Origin of the sequence: Collimonas pratensis, from assembly GCF_001584185.1 — a bacterium.
Taxonomy (GTDB): domain Bacteria; phylum Pseudomonadota; class Gammaproteobacteria; order Burkholderiales; family Burkholderiaceae_D; genus Collimonas; species Collimonas pratensis.
In genome coordinates, this window is the sequence record NZ_CP013234.1 from 5,004,009 (window position 1) to 5,019,418 (window position 15,410).

The window sequence follows — 15,410 nt, forward strand, 5'->3', positions numbered from 1 at the left end:
CGCTAGGACGCATGCAGGCGGCGGTGTTCGGCGCTGCAAAATACCGCGCCGGAGGTATCGGCCACCGCTTCCGAGGCCGGGAAGTGGATGCCGCAATGGACGCAGGCCACCATCGCTTCCGCCTGCGCCGGCTCATTGGCGGCCGAGGCAGCGCCACCCGGAAACGGCGATCCGGCCGAGGACGAACGGTCGCGGCCGAGGTTCTTTTGCAGGCGCTGCAGCCAGACGACCACGGCCAGCACAATGACAATCAAGATGATGAATTTCATACTAATACCCGATGCAACACAACTTCAAGCACGAAACGGCTCCCTACATACGCCAATAGCAAAACGGCAAATCCGGTCAAGGTAAAACTGAGCGCGGTGCGGCCGCGCCAGCCCTGCCACCTGCGGCCGGCCAGCAGCAGGCCGAACAAGGCCCATGACAGCATGGTGAAAATGGTCTTGTGATCCCATTTGAAAGCCTTGTTGAACAGCTCTTCCGAAAACACCACGCCTGACAGCACGGTCAGCGTCAGCAGGAAAAACCCGAACGCAATCAGGCGGAACAGCAGTTTTTCCATGGTCAGCAGCGCCGGCAGGCGATCCAGGGCCAGCCCAAACCAGCCGGCTTTAACGCCGCCCGGCCGGGTATGCAGGCGCGATTCCTGCAACACCATCAGCACCGCATGGAAAGCGGCAATCGTCAGGGTACTGTAGGCCAGGATGGAAATCACGATATGCCACAGGAAAACCGGCGACTTGCCGTTCAGCGGCACCATATTCCCTGGAAAGATGGCCGGCAGCACCGCCGCCAGCGCCGCCATCGGCAGCACCAGCACGCGCAGGCCGTCCAGCGTGTAGTTGCGGTTTTCCAGCCAGTAGGCCGCCACCGAGACCCACAAGGTCGCCGACAGCATCATGGAAAAGCCGACTCGCAACTCTTCCGGCCCAACCACATCGGCCCACAACACGCCGCCGTGCAGCAACCAGGCGGCGGCAACGACAATCGAAATAGTCTGGCGCCGGCTAGCCGGCAAAAAGGTGCAGCCTATATAGAGCAGCGCCACCAGAACGAAAAGAGATGTTTGCATCGTGTAAGTTTACAACATGTGGCGTCTGCGCGGCGTGCTCAAACAAGGCGAACATGCATGCCGTCGGCACCCTGTTCCGTTTCTTGCAACTTGAACATCATTTCTGTCTGTTATTTAATATGCGCGGCGTTTGCGACTGCTTGCCCCGGAATGCTAGGCGTTTGAGCAGCATCAGGTAAAATGGTGGTTTACAAGCATTACTGTGACCTTCTTACAGTGATTATTGTGACCTTCTTACAGTGCGCGGGCGTGTCGGCTGCGTGTAAGCTGGGTCACATTGACCGATTGCACCTCTTCTGGAAACGCCGCGTACCCATGCTCGACAATCTTACCCAACGCCTCGCCAAAGTCGTCAAAACCATGCGCGGCGAAGCGCGCCTCACCGAAACCAATACCGCGGAAATGCTGCGCGAAGTACGCCTGGCCCTGCTCGAAGCCGACGTCGCCTTGCCTGCCGTGCGCGAATTTATCGCCAACGTTAAACAAAAAGCGCTGGGCGAAGAAGTCATAGCCTCGCTGACGCCGGGCCAGGCCCTGGTCGGGGTGGTGCAGCGCGAACTGGCCTCGCTGATGGGCGCCGATCTCGGCCCTGAAGCTTCACAGCTGAGTTTCGCGACCCAGCCGCCGGCGATCATTTTGATGGCTGGCCTGCAAGGCGCGGGTAAAACCACCACCGTCGGCAAGCTCGCCAAGTATCTGCGCGAACAAAAGAAGAAAAAGGTCCTGACCGTCTCCGCCGACGTCTATCGCCCAGCCGCGATCGGCCAGCTGCAAACCGTGACGGCGCAGGTCGGCGCCGACTTCTTCCCGACCGAAATTACCGACAAGCCGGTGGATATCGCACTGGCTGCGCTGGACTATGCCAAGCGCCATTACCACGATGTCCTGATCATCGACACCGCCGGCCGCCTCGGCATCGACGAAGCGATGATGAAGGAAATCAGCGCTATCCACGCCGCCGTCAAGCCGATCGAAACCCTGTTCGTGGTCGACGCCATGCTCGGCCAGGACGCCATCAATACCGCCAAAGCCTTTAACGATGCGTTGCCGCTGACCGGCATCGTACTGACCAAGCTGGACGGCGACGCCCGCGGCGGTGCCGCACTGTCGGTGCGGCATATCACCGGCAAGCCGATCAAGTTTGCCGGTACCGCCGAAAAGCTGGACGGCCTGGAAGCTTTCGATCCGACCCGCATGGCCAACCGTATTCTCGGCATGGGCGACATCCTGGCGCTGGTCGAGGAAGCGCAGAAAGGCGTCGATGTTGCCGCGGCCAAGGACCTGGCGCACAAAATCAAGGGCGGCGGCAAGTTCGACCTCAACGACTTCAAGGCGCAGCTCGGCCAGATGAAAAAAATGGGCGGCCTGTCGAACCTGATGGACAAGCTGCCGGCGCAATTCCAGCAGGCTGCCGGCGGCGCCAATATGGACCAGGCAGAGAAACAGGTACGGCGGATGGAAGGCATCATCAACTCGATGACCGCCCAGGAACGCGCCAAGCCTGAACTGATCAAGGCCTCGCGCAAACGCCGCATCGCGGTCGGCGCCGGGGTCCAGGTGCAGGAAGTCAACCGCATGCTGTCGCAATTCGACCAGATGCAGTCGATGATGAAAAAGCTCAAGGGTGGCGGCATGATGAAAATGATGCGCGGCATGAAGGGTATGATGCCAGGCATGCGCTAACCCCTGTTCCAGCACTGCTGCCAGACCCGAAAAGCCTTGCAAGTCATTGACTTGCAAGGCTTTTCAGCAAATTGGAGGTAACCTGGGCGGTTGCGCCGCCGGCGCCGGCGCCAACTGTTACCTGCCCCCGGATCTCCAAGGATCATCGTCAACCGCCGCTCAAGCCCGTCAGCCAGGGGTTTGCCCCGGCTCGGCAGGGCTTGCGCTTCCGTATCAAATCCCGCACAAACCCATAAAAAACGCTTGCATCGCCAAGAAAAGCGCAACACTATTAGCGATGCGTGCTTGACGCATTTTTCCCATATCCCTGAAGGAGGCTCAAAGATGGCCACAGCAGCAAAAAAACCAGCGGCAAAGAAAGCTGCCGCACCAGCAAAAGCGCCGACCAAATCTGCGCCAAAGGCAGCTCCTAAAAAAGTCACTGCAACAGGTACTGTAGCGCGCAAGCCGAATGCAGCATTCATGAAACCACTGACACCATCGGCCACGCTGGCTGCGGTAGTCGGCGCGGCCCCGCTGCCACGCACTGAAGTCACCAAGAAAGTGTGGGAGTACATCAAGAAGCACAATCTGCAAAACCCAGCAAACAAGCGCAATATTGTCGCAGACGACAAATTGAAAGCTGTCTTTGGCGGCAAAAAAGAAGTGTCGATGTTTGAAATGACAAAACTCATTTCCGATCACTTGAAATAATGCTTGGGGCTTAGCTGCAGTTTTCTGCGCCGCCCTGGGTGCCAAACAAAAACGCCCGCATCGCGCGGGCGTTTTTGTATCCGCTGCATTTGCATTGCAACAGAAGCGCAGACATCAATCCAGCAAATCCGAATAGTCGATTTCGGCATAGCCGGCCAGCAGCTTCCACGGCAGCACCTTAGGCGCTTCGATCACGCTGACCAGGGTTTCCCGGCGTGTCTTGCCGTGCCCATCCAGCGATTCTACCCGGCGTGGATACTGACCTTTGACATCCCAGCTGACGCGCACCGTCAGATCGCCGCGCTTGCTTTCGTATTGCTGCACGCCGTCCTTGAGCGCACCCACCATGCGCATGCTTTTCAGGCTTTGCGGATCGCTCAGGAAAAACGTGCTGCCCCAGTTGCCGTTGAAGCCGATATTGCCGTAGTACTGCGAATCGACCTTGATGCTGCGCCGCTGATGACGCTCGATCAGCCTGGCGTCCAGCGCGCCGTCGGCCTGGCGCCTTACCCACATCGGCGAGCTGCCAGCATCCGGATGACTGTGGCCGCTGTGACCGTCGTTGTGGTCATCGCTGTGATCACGTCTGCCGACAGGCTCGCTCTCGACCAGGCGCTCGGTCCACACCTGGTCGTTGCGGCGGTAGACGCGCTCACTGAAAGTGGTTTCGCGCTTGACACCATCGCGCCCCATCGTCATCGCATAATGACGGACCTGCAAATTCTGGTCCGGGCCGCTGACTGTTTCCGCCGCCTGGGCGGCCGGTCCCTGTGCCGCCAAGGCCAGTACGGCAAGCATCAAGCCATTCCCGCATCTTTTAAAAAAAATCATCTTTTCACCAAAAAAATGCCGCCACCGGAACGATGGCGGCGTAAGTACTACTCAGGTAACCCTATTACAGGCCAAGCGCATTCTTGACCTTGCCAAACACTTTGATGTTTTCAAAAGTGCCTTTGAAACTATCGCTGCCGGCGCCCGCGGAAAACAGCATGACGTCGCCGCCACCGTGGGTTTCCGAACCGGGCGAACCGGCGAAGCGCACGCCGACCTGTTGCAGGTAATCGTCAGCTTCGGTATCGACATTGGTCAGGTCGCCGTCTTCCGGCCGCCGCGGCGCGCTGCCGTTGCCGAACACCAGCGTGGTGTAGGGCTTGCCGTCAGCCGCCAGCGCCAGCTTGCCGTCGGCATAATTGGTGACTTTGCCGAGGATGGGATTGCCGCGCTTGGGGTAGCCGTTGAAGCCAATGGCGTGATCATGATCCGCCGTGACCACGATCAACGTGTCTTTCAGGTCGACCAGTTCCAGCGCCTTCTTGATCGCCGCGTCGAAGGCCAGCGTATCTTCCAGCGCGCGTTTGGCGTTGGTGCCATGCAGCGCATGGTCGATGCGGCCGCCTTCCACCATCAGGAAATAGCCGTTCGGGTTTTTCTTCAGCACGCCGATGGCTTTCTCGGTCATTTCGGCGAGGCTAGGCTGGTTCAGCTTCTTCTTGACCCGGTCCAGCTCGTAATCCATGTCGCTGGCGGTAAATAAACCGAGCAGTTTGCTGACATTGGCAGGGTTGACGCTTTTCAGCTCGCTGCCGCTGGCGACATAGGTATAACCCGCGGCCTTGAACATCCCCAGCGCATCCAGTTCGTCGTTACGCTGGCTGCCAGGGCTACTCTTCGGCAGGAAATGCCGCAAACCGCCGCCGAGCAAGACATCGACGCCATCTTTCAGCGCCGTGTTGTAACGCGCCGCGCCTGGCGTCGCCTGTTCGGTGATGGAGTTGTAGGCATCGCGATTGCAGACATGGGCGTAGGTCGCTGCCGGCGTAGCATGGCTGATGCGAGTGGTGCTGACCGCGCCGACCGCCTTGCCTGCACTCTTGGACAGTTCCAGCAGCGTCTGCACCGGCTGGCCGTTGCCGGCAACGCAGGTGGAATCCGCCTTGACTTGATACGGCTTGCCGTTGGCGTCGTAGGCATTGGTGTCGGACGACATCGAGATAACGTCGTTCTTCATCTTGACGCCCGTCATGTAGGCCGCCATCGACGGCGCGCTGTCGGTGGTCTGGGCATCCAGCGAGAAAGTCTTGACGCGGGCGGTGCGGTTCAGCGTTTCCATCGTCAGGCGGCCGGCTTCGCCGTGGCCATAGATGCGCGCTGCGGTGACGGTCACAGGCCCCATGCCGTCGCCCAGGAAAAAGATGACGTTCTTGGCTTTCGCCGGCACCGCATCGGCAGCCAATGCCGGGCCGCTGAACAGCAGCGCCAACGCGCACAAGACAGGGGCCTGGCGCAGGCGATGCGGGAACTGCTTGGAAGCTGCTAGTTGAATTTTCATGTCTGACCTTTGCACTCTTTATTCCGTTTTATTTGATTTTGCGCGACGCCTGCGCATCGCTCGCGGCAGGCCTCACAGGCCGATGGCCTTCTTCACCAAGCCGAACACCTCGGTGTTGTCGAGCACGCCGCGGATATTCTCGGCGCCCATGCCCTGCGCACCGATAAAGACATTGGTGCCGCCATGCGTCTCGCCGCCCGCTTCTGTCGGAATCACCGACTCTTGCAAATAATCTTTGTCAGCCACCTGCATATCCGACAAGGCGCCGCGCGTCGCCAGGTGGTTGGAGCCGTTGCCGAAACCGATCACCGTGTACGGGTTGTTGTTGATATCGCGTTCCGGCTGGCCGCTCAGGACATTCTTCACCAGCCCCAGCACGCCAGGCTCGCTGCCGCTAGTCTTGCCGGTACGCTTGGCATAGCCGTTCAGCAGGATCGAATGATCATGGTCGGCGGTGACCACTACCAGCGTGTTCTTCAAGCCAGGATCGACTTGCTGCATTTTATCCAGCGCAACCTTGATGGCATCATCGAAGGCGACGGTTTCCTGCAGAGCGCGACGGGCATTGTTGGCGTGCAGCGCATGATCGATGCGGCCGCCCTCCACCATCAGGAAGAAGCCGCTCTTCTTGTTGTTCAGCAGATCAATCGACTTGGCGGTCATCTGCGCCAGGCTCGGTTCCTTGGCCGCGTCGCGGTCGAGGTCGTAGGTCATGTGGTCCTTGTTGAACAGCCCCACCACTTTCGGCGCGCTGCTGCTGAGCTTATCGAAGTCGGCAAAATTGGCAGCGTAGGTATATCCCGCAGCCTTGAATTCAGCGACCAGGTCGCGGCTGTCGCTGCGTTTGCTGTCGGCGTCGGTCTTCGGCAGGAAATGACGGCGGCCGCCGCCAAAAATCACGTCGACGCCATCGCTCAGCTTGCCGTTGAAACCGGCGCCCTTGGGTGTCAATTGGGCGGCGATATTGTTCTCGCCGTCGCGGTGGCAGATATGCGAGTATGTCGCCGCTGGCGTCGCATGGGTAATCCGGGTCGTGGTCACAACACCGGTGCTGTAGCCTTTGGCCTTCATGATTTCCAGCAAGGTATCGGCCGGCGTGCCGTTGCCGCTCGGGCAGGTGCTGTCGGCGCCGCTGACGTAGCTCTTGCCGCTGGCGTCGCGGGCGCTGGTGTTGGCCGACATGGCAATCACTTCGTTGTTGGCCTTGACCCCGGTCATGTAGGCCGCCATCGACGGCGCGCTATCGGTGACCTGGGCATCGTTCGAATAGGTAGTGACGAAACCGGTTTCCGGCAAAGTGTCGAGGGTCAGGTCGCCCTCCTCGCCCACCTTGTAGATGCGCGCCGCGGTCATGGTGGTGATGCCCATGCCGTCGCCCAGGAAGAAAATGACGTTCTTGGCCACCGGCTTGACTTCTGGCTTTTCGCCCGGCCCTTCCACCAGGGAATTGCTGGACCCGCTACACCCGGCCAGTGCTACCGACGCCGTGGCGGCGGCAATCAACATACTTAATTTCATTTATCGCTCCGTGTTGTCAATCAGAAATGTGCAAGCATTTGTAATAATTTGTTACAACTGTAACTGCATCTTGTTACAACTTGATGACGTTGGAGCGATTGCTGTCGCCGGCCGTAAAAAATCCGTAGGCGTACAGCTGCAGCACGCTACGGACCGGTAAAAGATCTAAATGAGGGACAATAAAGGGCAGGCCAGGCGCTGCCGGAGCGGCGATCTGGGTAATGCTTCAGGGGAAAGCGAGGGGTGAGCGACCGCGAGCGCGGAGCCTCAGACGAGGATAATTACTGGCGGGCAGATACCGTATGCAACGGCGAGGCATCCTGGTATTCCCAGCGCTTCCAGGCGGCCAGCACAGCGTTCGGATATTCCGGACGGCCACGGCTGCCGTTATAGCGGCCCAGCGCGAGATACAGGTTACCCTTTTCCATATCGATGTACATGCGCAAAATGGAGCAGCCATAGCGCAGATTGGTTTGCATGTTGAACAGCTTGCTGCGGTCGGAATCGCCGATCACGCGGCTCCAGAACGGCATGACCTGCATGTAGCCGTGGGCGCTGACGCTGGACAAGGCATATTTACGAAACGCTGATTCCACCTGGATCAGGCCCAGCACCATGCCGGGATCGAGGCCGGCACGCTTGGCCTCATACCAGGCGGTTTCCAGAAATTCGATGCGCATCTGTGCGTCCGGCAGCTTCTTCTTCAAGCGTTCCGACATTTCGCCCAGCCAGTACAGGTACTGGATGCGCTGGTCGATGTCGCTGAACTGGGGTTTCGGCGGCCGCGCATCGTTGATGGCGCGTGACAAGGCCAGACGTACCGAATCCGCCAGTTCTTCTTCTTTTTGATTTCCGGCATGCGCCATGCCGCTCAACAACAGCAGCAAGATGGACAGCACGCTCATCCAGCGAGACCAGCGCAATCGTTACTCCCTAAGAAACACTTTTTATTTTTCAAGGAGTATACAAAGAAAACGGTGCGAGAAACCGTTGCACCGTCATTTTGTTGTATTTAGGAAACTAGCTTGGCTTTGATGAACGCTTCCATCTCAACCAGCGGCACCTGTGTCGCTTCCGTGTCGCGCCGTCCCTGGTATTCGATCTGGCCATCTTTCAGGCCGCGGTCGCCGATGACGATGCGATGCGGCACGCCGATCAGCTCCCAATCGGCGAACATGGCACCCGGGCGTTCGCCGCGGTCATCCAGGATGACGTCGACGCCGGCAGCCAGCAGCGCTTCGTACAGCTTGTCGGTTTCGGCTTTGACCGCTTCGCTGCGGTCGTAGCCCATCGGACAGACGACCACTTCAAACGGCGCAATCGCCAGCGGCCAGATGATGCCCTTGTCGTCGAAATTCTGCTCGATGGCGGCGCCCAGAATGCGGGTGATGCCGATGCCGTAGCAACCCATCTGCAACAACTGCGGCTTGCCGCCTTCGTCCAGGAAAGTCGCCTTCATGGCTTCCGAATAGGCAGTGCCGAGCTGGAACACATGGCCGACTTCGATACCGCGCAGGATCGCCAGCGCGCCCTTGCCGTCCGGCGAAGGATCGCCTTCCACCACATTGCGGATATCGAACACCATCGGTTCCGGCAAATCGCGGCCCCAGTTGACGCCGGTGTAATGGAAATCGACTTCATTCGCGCCGCTGACGAAATCGTGCATGTTCGCCACGGTGACATCGGCCACTACGGTCACCGGCTTCTTGGTGTTGACCGGACCGAGATAGCCGGGCGGCGTGCCGAAATATTCGACGATTTCCGCTTCGCTGGCAAAACGATAGCCGGCCAGGCCTGGGATCTTGTTGGCCTTGATTTCATTCAGCTCGTGGTCGCCGCGCAGCATCAGCAGCCAGACCACCTTGCTGGCCGGCTCTTTATCCGTTGCTTCTTTTTCAACGGTCAGCACAATCGACTTGATGGTTTGCGTCAACGGCAGCTGCAGCAGCTCGGCCACCGCTTCGCACTTGGCCTTGCCAGGCGTCGCCGTCTTGGTCAGCGCTTGCGCCGGCGCCGCACGGCTTGCGATCAGCGGCAAGGATTCGGCCGCTTCCATATTGGCAGCGTATTCCGAGTTCGGGCAGTACACGATGGCGTCCTCGCCGGTGGCGGCGATGACGTGGAATTCATGCGAACCGGTGCCGCCGATGGCGCCGTTATCCGCCGCCACGGCGCGGAACTGCAGACCGAAACGGTTGAAAATCCGCACATAGGCGTCGTACATGATCTGGTAGGACTGCTTCAGGCCGTCCAGGTCGCGGTCGAAGGAATAGGCATCCTTCATGGTGAATTCGCGCCCGCGCATCAAGCCGAAGCGTGGCCGGCGCTCATCCCGGAACTTGGTCTGGATATGGTAAAAATTCACCGGCAGCTTGCGGTAAGAGCGCAGTTCCGTGCGAGCGATGTCAGTAATCACTTCTTCCGAAGTCGGCTGGATAATGAAGTCGCGTCCGTGACGGTCCTTGACGCGCATCAGTTCGGCGCCGTATTTCTGCCAGCGGCCGGTTTCCTGCCATAGCTCGGCCGGCTGCACCACCGGCATCAGCAATTCCACCGCCCCCGAACGGTTCATTTCCTGGCGCACAATGTTCTCGACCTTGCGGATCACGCGCAGACCCATCGGCATATAGGTGTAGATGCCGGAACTGATGCGCTTGATCATGCCGGCGCGCATCATCAGTTTATGGCTGACGATTTCAGCGTCGGATGGAGCTTCTTTGAGCGTGGAGATAAAAAAACGGGAGGCGCGCATAACGATGAATTCTTTTTAAAAAGAGAGGGTTATAATCAACTCAATTTTAAAGGATTAGCTGGCTGATGCGCCTACTCTTTGCACATTTGATTGATGTTCTGGCCATAGATACCCCCGGCCGGGGCAGATTGCGCGCCTAATCGGGCGAGGACAGGATGGTTGACCGGGCGCTAGGCCGGCAGTTTTGTTCCGCAATGATGACAGCAAGCAAGGAATCAGGCAGGAGAACCGCCTGGCCGCAGAAAGTTTTGAGGTAACAACATGCTTGACCGTGAAGGCTTTCGCCCGAACGTCGGCATTATCTTGCTCAATACCCAGAATGAAGTCTGGTGGGGCAAGCGCGTGCGCGAACACTCGTGGCAATTTCCACAGGGCGGTATCAAATACGGTGAAACCCCGGAGCAGGCCATGTTTCGCGAACTCGAGGAAGAAATCGGGTTGAAGGCGGAACACGTCAAGATCATCGGCCGCACCCGTGATTGGCTGCGCTATGAAGTGCCGGACCATTTCATCAAGCGCGACGTCCGCGGGCATTATCGCGGCCAGAAGCAGATCTGGTTCCTGCTGCGCATGACCGGCCGCGACTGCGACGTCAACCTGCGCCTGACCGAACATCCCGAATTCGACGCCTGGCGCTGGCATGACTACTGGGTGCCGCTGGATGTCGTGATCGAATTCAAACGCGATGTCTATCAACGCGCCTTGCAAGAACTGTCACGTTTCCTGACGCGTCCCTTGCAAAACACGCCACATCATGCCCGCCATCTACGCACCGGCCATGGGCCGCGTACGACGAGCCAATCCACCCCGGTCAACGCCGAACCTGAAAAAAAGTGAGCGCCTCCATGGCTTTTGTTTTACCCACTCCAGTTATCAAAATATCACAGCTGCTGGCCGCCAGCCTGCTGTTGCTGGGCCTCAGCGCGCATGTGCATGCCGATTCATTCGACCAGGGCAGCGCCATGAAAATGAATCCCGGCGACTTCGATGACGATGACGGGAAATCATGGCAAGAAATCAAGACCGAGATTCCGCCGGCGCCGCAGGCGGCCAACCTGCTCTCGTTCTATGTCAGCCCGACCGCCACCATGAATTTCTTCATCGATGTCAATTCGATCTCCGTCGGTGCAGATGGCGTGGTGCGCTACACCATGGTCAGCAAGAGCCAGGCCGGCGCTGAAAATGTCAGCTATGAAGGGATCCGCTGCCAGACTTATGAAAGCAAGCTGTATGCTTTCGGCCAGAAGGATGGCAACTGGTCGCGCGCGCGCCTGAATGACTGGAAGCAGATCAGCGAGGCTACCGGCAACCGCCAGCATGCGGCGCTAGCCAAGGATTTTCTGTGTCAGGATGGCATGGTGGCCGGCAAGGCTGACGATATCCGCAGCAGGTTGCGCACTAATCACCCGATCAAGCTGGGTAGCTGATCGGCGCTGATACCTGATTCAATGAAAAACGGCTCCTGCAATTTGCGGAGCCGTTTTTTATTGTCTTGCGATCGCAAGCTGCTCAAAGCAATACCATATTGTCCCGGTGAATCAGTTCGGATTCCTCGACAAAGCCCAGGATGGCCTGGATTTCCGCCGACGGATGACGCATGATGCGACGCGCTTCCGAGCTGGTGTAATTGCTGATGCCGCGCGCGATGGCATGGCCGTCGCTGTCGGTGCAGGTAATCACATCGCCGCGGCCAAACTCGCCGGAAACCGCAGTCACGCCGATCGGCAGCAGGGATTTGCCCTCGTTGCGCAGCTTTTGCACGGCGCCCGCATCCAGCATCACCTTGCCGGCGGTTTTCAGATGATCCGCCATCCACTGCTTGCGCGCCGTCAGTTGCCCGGTTTGCGCGATCAGCTGGGTGCCGATGGCTTCGCCGCTGGCCAGCCGTGTCAATACCGCATCTTCGCGGCCCCAGGCGATCACCGTATGGGCGCCGGAACTGGCGGCACGCTTGGCGGCCAGGATCTTGGTGATCATGCCGCCGCGGCCGATGCTGGTTCCAGCATCGCCTGCCATCACTTCCAGCGCCGGATCGCCGGCTTTCGCCTCATGCACGAATTCGGCATTCGGGTCCTTGCGCGGATCGGCAGTGTACAGGCCCTTCTGGTCGGTCAGGATGATCAGGGCATCGCCTTCAATCAGGTTGGCGACCAGCGCACCGAGGGTGTCGTTGTCGCCGAACTTGATTTCATCGGTCACCACGGTATCGTTTTCGTTAATGATCGCCACCACGCCGAAGCGCAGCAGGGTGAACAAGGTCGAGCGGGCGTTCAGGTAGCGTTCGCGGTCGGCCAGGTCGGCGTGGGTCAGCAGGACCTGGGCGGTACGGATATTGTGGGCACGGAAACTGGTTTCATAGATCTGCGCCAGGCCCATCTGGCCGACGGCGGCGCAAGCCTGCAATTCGTCGATGCTGGTAGGACGCTTGTCGAAGCCGAGCCTTTGCATGCCTTCAGCTACCGCGCCGGAACTGACCAGCACCACTTCCTTGCCCATGGCCCGCAGTTCAGCGATCTGGGTCGCCCATTTGGCGATGGCGCCGGCGTCCAGCCCCTTGCCGTCATTGGTGACCAGGGAGGAACCGACCTTGATGATGATGCGCTTGGCTTTTTGAATGACGGAATTCATGGATTTATCTATAGCGGCCGTCGCGCTGCCGATCGGCGGACAAAAACGGCGGGCAAAAATAAGGCCGCGATCGAAACGGGTCTTTGCCCCCTATCGACAACGGCCGCCAAATGACAGCTTAGTCCAGTATCTTGAAACGCGGATCGTCCGGATCGATAGACAGGATGGCTTGTGCTTCCACCACCATCTGTTTTTCTTCCGAACGGGTCTCCTGCTGGCGCTTCTCGGCCAGGTAGCCGTAAATCTCGGTCACCAGTTCCGGGCAACCGTCGCGGTTGAGTGCGGAGATTTCAAATACCGGGCCTTTCCAGCCGAAGCGCTTGATGAAATCCTTGACGCGCTTGACGCGCTCGCCTTCCGGGATCACATCCATCTTGTTCAGCACCAGCCAGCGTGGCTTGTCGAACAGCGACTGATCGTATTTCTTCAATTCCTTGACGATGGCCTTGGCTTCCTTGACCGGATCGACCGTATCTTCGAACGGCGCCAGATCGACAATGTGCAGCAGCAAACCGGTGCGCTGCAAGTGCTTCAGGAACTGGATGCCTAGTCCGGCGCCCTCTGCCGCGCCTTCGATCAGGCCTGGAATGTCGGCGATCACGAAACTCTTTTCGTGACTGACGCGGACCACGCCCAGGTTCGGATGCAAGGTGGTGAATGGGTAATCGGCAATCTTCGGGCGCGCATTCGACACTGCTGTGATGAAGGTCGACTTGCCGGCATTCGGCTGTCCCAGCAGGCCGACGTCGGCCAGCACCTTCAGCTCCAATCGCAGTTCGCGGCGTTCGCCTTCCTTGCCGTCGCTCTTCTGGCGCGGTGCGCGGTTGGTCGAGGACTTGAAATGAATATTGCCCCAGCCGCCCTCGCCGCCCTTGGCCAGCAACACTTCCTGGCCGTGGTCGGTCATGTCGGCGATGGCTTCGCCGGTGTTGACGTCAACGATCAGCGTGCCGACCGGCATGCGCAGCTTGATATCGTCCGCGCCCTTGCCGTAGCAATCCGAGCCGCGGCCGTTTTCGCCACGGCCGGCGCGATGCATCTTGGAGAAACGATAGTCGACCAGGGTGTTGATATTGCGGTCGGCAACGGCCCAGATACTGCCGCCTACGCCGCCATCGCCACCGTCCGGGCCGCCGAACGGGCGGAATTTTTCACGGCAAAAACTCGCAACCCCATTGCCGCCATCGCCGGCAATGACTTCGATTTTTGCTTCATCTATAAACTTCATTCGAAGGTCCTAATGAGGTTGGAGGTTAAATTCTTATTGAAATGCACAGGTAACTTTACCGATTTTTGCGCATTGTTGCAGCGACGGCCAAGCCGGGCTTGCAATAGCGACAACCCTGCCAGGCGCAATCCGCTGCCGCGATGGAAGAATCGCGGCGCGTTCATTGCAGTTCAGGCAGTGTTTTACGACCAGAAACTAAAAAGGCTCTACCAGCGGCAGAGCCTTTCGCAGCAAGACCAGCGGCCTTGCTTATGTCGACGCTTAGAGTGTTGCTTAAGCTGCTACGACAGTAACGTAGTTACGCTGGGTAGCGCCCTTGGTTACGAATTGTACTTTGCCGTCGATCAGTGCGAACAGGGTGTGATCCTTGCCCATGCCAACATTTTCGCCTGGATGCGTCTTAGTGCCGCGCTGACGAATAATGATGCCGCCGGCGTTGATCGCCTGGCCACCGTAGACCTTGACGCCGAGTCGCTTTGACTCTGAGTCACGGCCGTTGCGCGTAGTGCCGCCGCCTTTTTTATGTGCCATTTAAAACTCCTGGTATCTGGTTAAGTCAATCGACGCAATTAAGCGTTGATCGAAACGATTTGAATTTCGGTGTAATTTTGACGATGGCCTTGATGCTTCTGATAATGCTTACGACGACGCATTTTGAAGATCTTGACTTTATCGTGGCGACCTTGCGCCAATACCTTAACCGACACCGTAGCACCTTCGACCAATGGCGCCCCGAATTTCAGGGAATCGCCAGCGCCAACTGCAAGCACTTGATCAATAGTGAGTTCGGTGCCAATGTCTGCAGGTATCTGTTCTATTTTGAGTTTTTCGCCGGCAACAACTTTATATTGTTTGCCACCGGTTTTTATGACCGCGTACATATGAAACCTCATCGAAATGATTGAAGACTATTAAAAAAATTTCTTTCCTAAAACACCATAGTCAGCGACAAACACATGCTAAATCGCTGGGCGGAATCGGGAGAACCTGAGATTGTACATGGACTCGGGCTTTTCGTCAAAAACTCTTGACAAGTGCGGAATTCACCACACTTCCATGCTTCCCTCCGGCAACTTCAGCCGAAGGGAAGCTCTCAGTGGCCTTACAAGGCCAGACTCACCAGCAGCCAAGCGGCCTTTTTCATATAATGGCGGTATTCTGAAACTTTTTATTAAGGTATTGCCATGAGCGATGTACAAGCGTGGATCAAGGAAACCGTGACCAGCAACCCAGTGGTGCTGTTCATGAAAGGAACCGCGCAGTTCCCACAATGCGGATTTTCCGGCCGCGCCATCCAGTTGTTGAAAACCAGCGGCGCTGAAAACATCGTCACCATCAATGTGCTGGAAGACCCGGTCGTGCGGCAAGGCATCAAGGATTACTCCAACTGGCCCACCATCCCGCAACTTTACGTCAACGGCGAATTCGTCGGCGGCTCGGACATCATGAATGAAATGTTTGAATCCGGCGAACTGCAAACCTTGCTGAAGGCCTGAGACCGCCC

Annotated in this window: 16 protein-coding genes; 5 read left to right on the top strand and 11 right to left on the bottom strand. The window is 58.3% G+C overall.

Annotated elements, in window-relative coordinates:
• Positions 1-2 precede the first annotated feature (2 nt).
• Together CPter91_RS22230 and CPter91_RS22235 are read right to left on the bottom strand one after the other, a co-directional pair.
• Positions 3-269 carry a PP0621 family protein gene (locus CPter91_RS22230; RefSeq protein WP_061944332.1) on the bottom strand — a complete coding sequence of 89 codons (267 nt, stop codon included), beginning with the start codon at positions 267-269 and terminating at the stop codon, positions 3-5.
• The gene (locus CPter91_RS22235) at positions 266-1,075 is read right to left on the bottom strand and encodes a cytochrome C assembly family protein (RefSeq protein WP_061944334.1); all 810 of its coding nucleotides are present in this window, start codon (positions 1,073-1,075) and stop codon (positions 266-268) included. The genes CPter91_RS22230 and CPter91_RS22235 overlap by 4 nt, the downstream gene beginning before the upstream one ends.
• 315 nt (positions 1,076-1,390) lie before the next feature.
• Between CPter91_RS22235 and ffh the strand changes: the two genes are divergently transcribed.
• Positions 1,391-2,758 carry a signal recognition particle protein gene (ffh, locus tag CPter91_RS22240; protein ID WP_061944337.1) on the top strand — a complete coding sequence of 456 codons (1,368 nt, stop codon included), beginning with the start codon at positions 1,391-1,393 and terminating at the stop codon, positions 2,756-2,758.
• A 324-nt stretch (positions 2,759-3,082) separates the two neighbouring features.
• Entirely contained in the window at positions 3,083-3,451 is a 369-nt protein-coding gene (locus CPter91_RS26080; protein WP_062119149.1) for an SWIB/MDM2 domain-containing protein, read from the top strand.
• Between the two features lie 114 nt (positions 3,452-3,565).
• On the opposite strand, the gene CPter91_RS22250 is transcribed toward CPter91_RS26080, so the two are convergent.
• The 5 genes from CPter91_RS22250 to CPter91_RS22270 form a co-directional block, all read right to left on the bottom strand.
• A complete protein-coding gene (locus CPter91_RS22250; protein ID WP_061944343.1) occupies positions 3,566-4,249 on the bottom strand; it encodes a hypothetical protein in 684 nt (227 codons plus the stop codon).
• Positions 4,250-4,346: 97 nt separating this feature from the next.
• On the bottom strand, positions 4,347-5,780 hold the full coding sequence (locus CPter91_RS22255) for an alkaline phosphatase (protein WP_061944345.1): 1,434 nt from the start codon (positions 5,778-5,780) through the stop codon (positions 4,347-4,349).
• A 72-nt stretch (positions 5,781-5,852) separates the two neighbouring features.
• On the bottom strand, positions 5,853-7,298 hold the full coding sequence (locus CPter91_RS22260) for an alkaline phosphatase (protein ID WP_061944348.1): 1,446 nt from the start codon (positions 7,296-7,298) through the stop codon (positions 5,853-5,855).
• 281 nt (positions 7,299-7,579) lie between these two features.
• Positions 7,580-8,203, bottom strand: coding sequence for a lytic transglycosylase domain-containing protein (locus CPter91_RS22265; RefSeq protein WP_061944349.1), 624 nt, complete (start codon positions 8,201-8,203; stop codon positions 7,580-7,582).
• Positions 8,204-8,310: 107 nt separating this feature from the next.
• Positions 8,311-10,050, bottom strand: coding sequence for a proline--tRNA ligase (locus CPter91_RS22270; protein ID WP_061944352.1), 1,740 nt, complete (start codon positions 10,048-10,050; stop codon positions 8,311-8,313).
• Positions 10,051-10,311: 261 nt separating this feature from the next.
• Between CPter91_RS22270 and CPter91_RS22275 the strand changes: the two genes are divergently transcribed.
• Positions 10,312-10,887, top strand: coding sequence for an RNA pyrophosphohydrolase (locus CPter91_RS22275; protein ID WP_061944354.1), 576 nt, complete (start codon positions 10,312-10,314; stop codon positions 10,885-10,887).
• 8 nt (positions 10,888-10,895) lie between these two features.
• Positions 10,896-11,477 (top strand): CNP1-like family protein, encoded by a 582-nt coding sequence (locus CPter91_RS22280; protein ID WP_061946530.1) that lies wholly within the window; start codon positions 10,896-10,898, stop codon positions 11,475-11,477.
• An 82-nt stretch (positions 11,478-11,559) separates the two neighbouring features.
• Here the strand turns inward: CPter91_RS22280 and proB are convergent, their stop codons facing one another.
• The 4 genes from proB to rplU all read right to left on the bottom strand — a co-directional run bounded on the left by proB (position 11,560) and on the right by rplU (position 14,787).
• Complete coding sequence (proB, locus tag CPter91_RS22285; protein ID WP_061944357.1) at positions 11,560-12,678, bottom strand: glutamate 5-kinase; 1,119 nt, start codon at positions 12,676-12,678, stop codon at positions 11,560-11,562.
• Between the two features lie 118 nt (positions 12,679-12,796).
• The gene (obgE, locus tag CPter91_RS22290) at positions 12,797-13,906 is read right to left on the bottom strand and encodes a GTPase ObgE (protein WP_061944360.1); all 1,110 of its coding nucleotides are present in this window, start codon (positions 13,904-13,906) and stop codon (positions 12,797-12,799) included.
• 273 nt (positions 13,907-14,179) lie between these two features.
• Positions 14,180-14,437, bottom strand: coding sequence for a 50S ribosomal protein L27 (rpmA, locus tag CPter91_RS22295; RefSeq protein ID WP_014007873.1), 258 nt, complete (start codon positions 14,435-14,437; stop codon positions 14,180-14,182).
• A gap of 38 nt (positions 14,438-14,475) precedes the next feature.
• Positions 14,476-14,787: a 50S ribosomal protein L21 gene (rplU, locus tag CPter91_RS22300; protein ID WP_061946532.1), complete on the bottom strand. Its 312-nt coding sequence runs from the start codon at positions 14,785-14,787 to the stop codon at positions 14,476-14,478.
• Between the two features lie 303 nt (positions 14,788-15,090).
• Between rplU and grxD the strand changes: the two genes are divergently transcribed.
• On the top strand, positions 15,091-15,402 hold the full coding sequence (grxD, locus tag CPter91_RS22305; RefSeq protein ID WP_061944363.1) for a Grx4 family monothiol glutaredoxin: 312 nt from the start codon (positions 15,091-15,093) through the stop codon (positions 15,400-15,402).
• Positions 15,403-15,410: the final 8 nt, after the last annotated feature.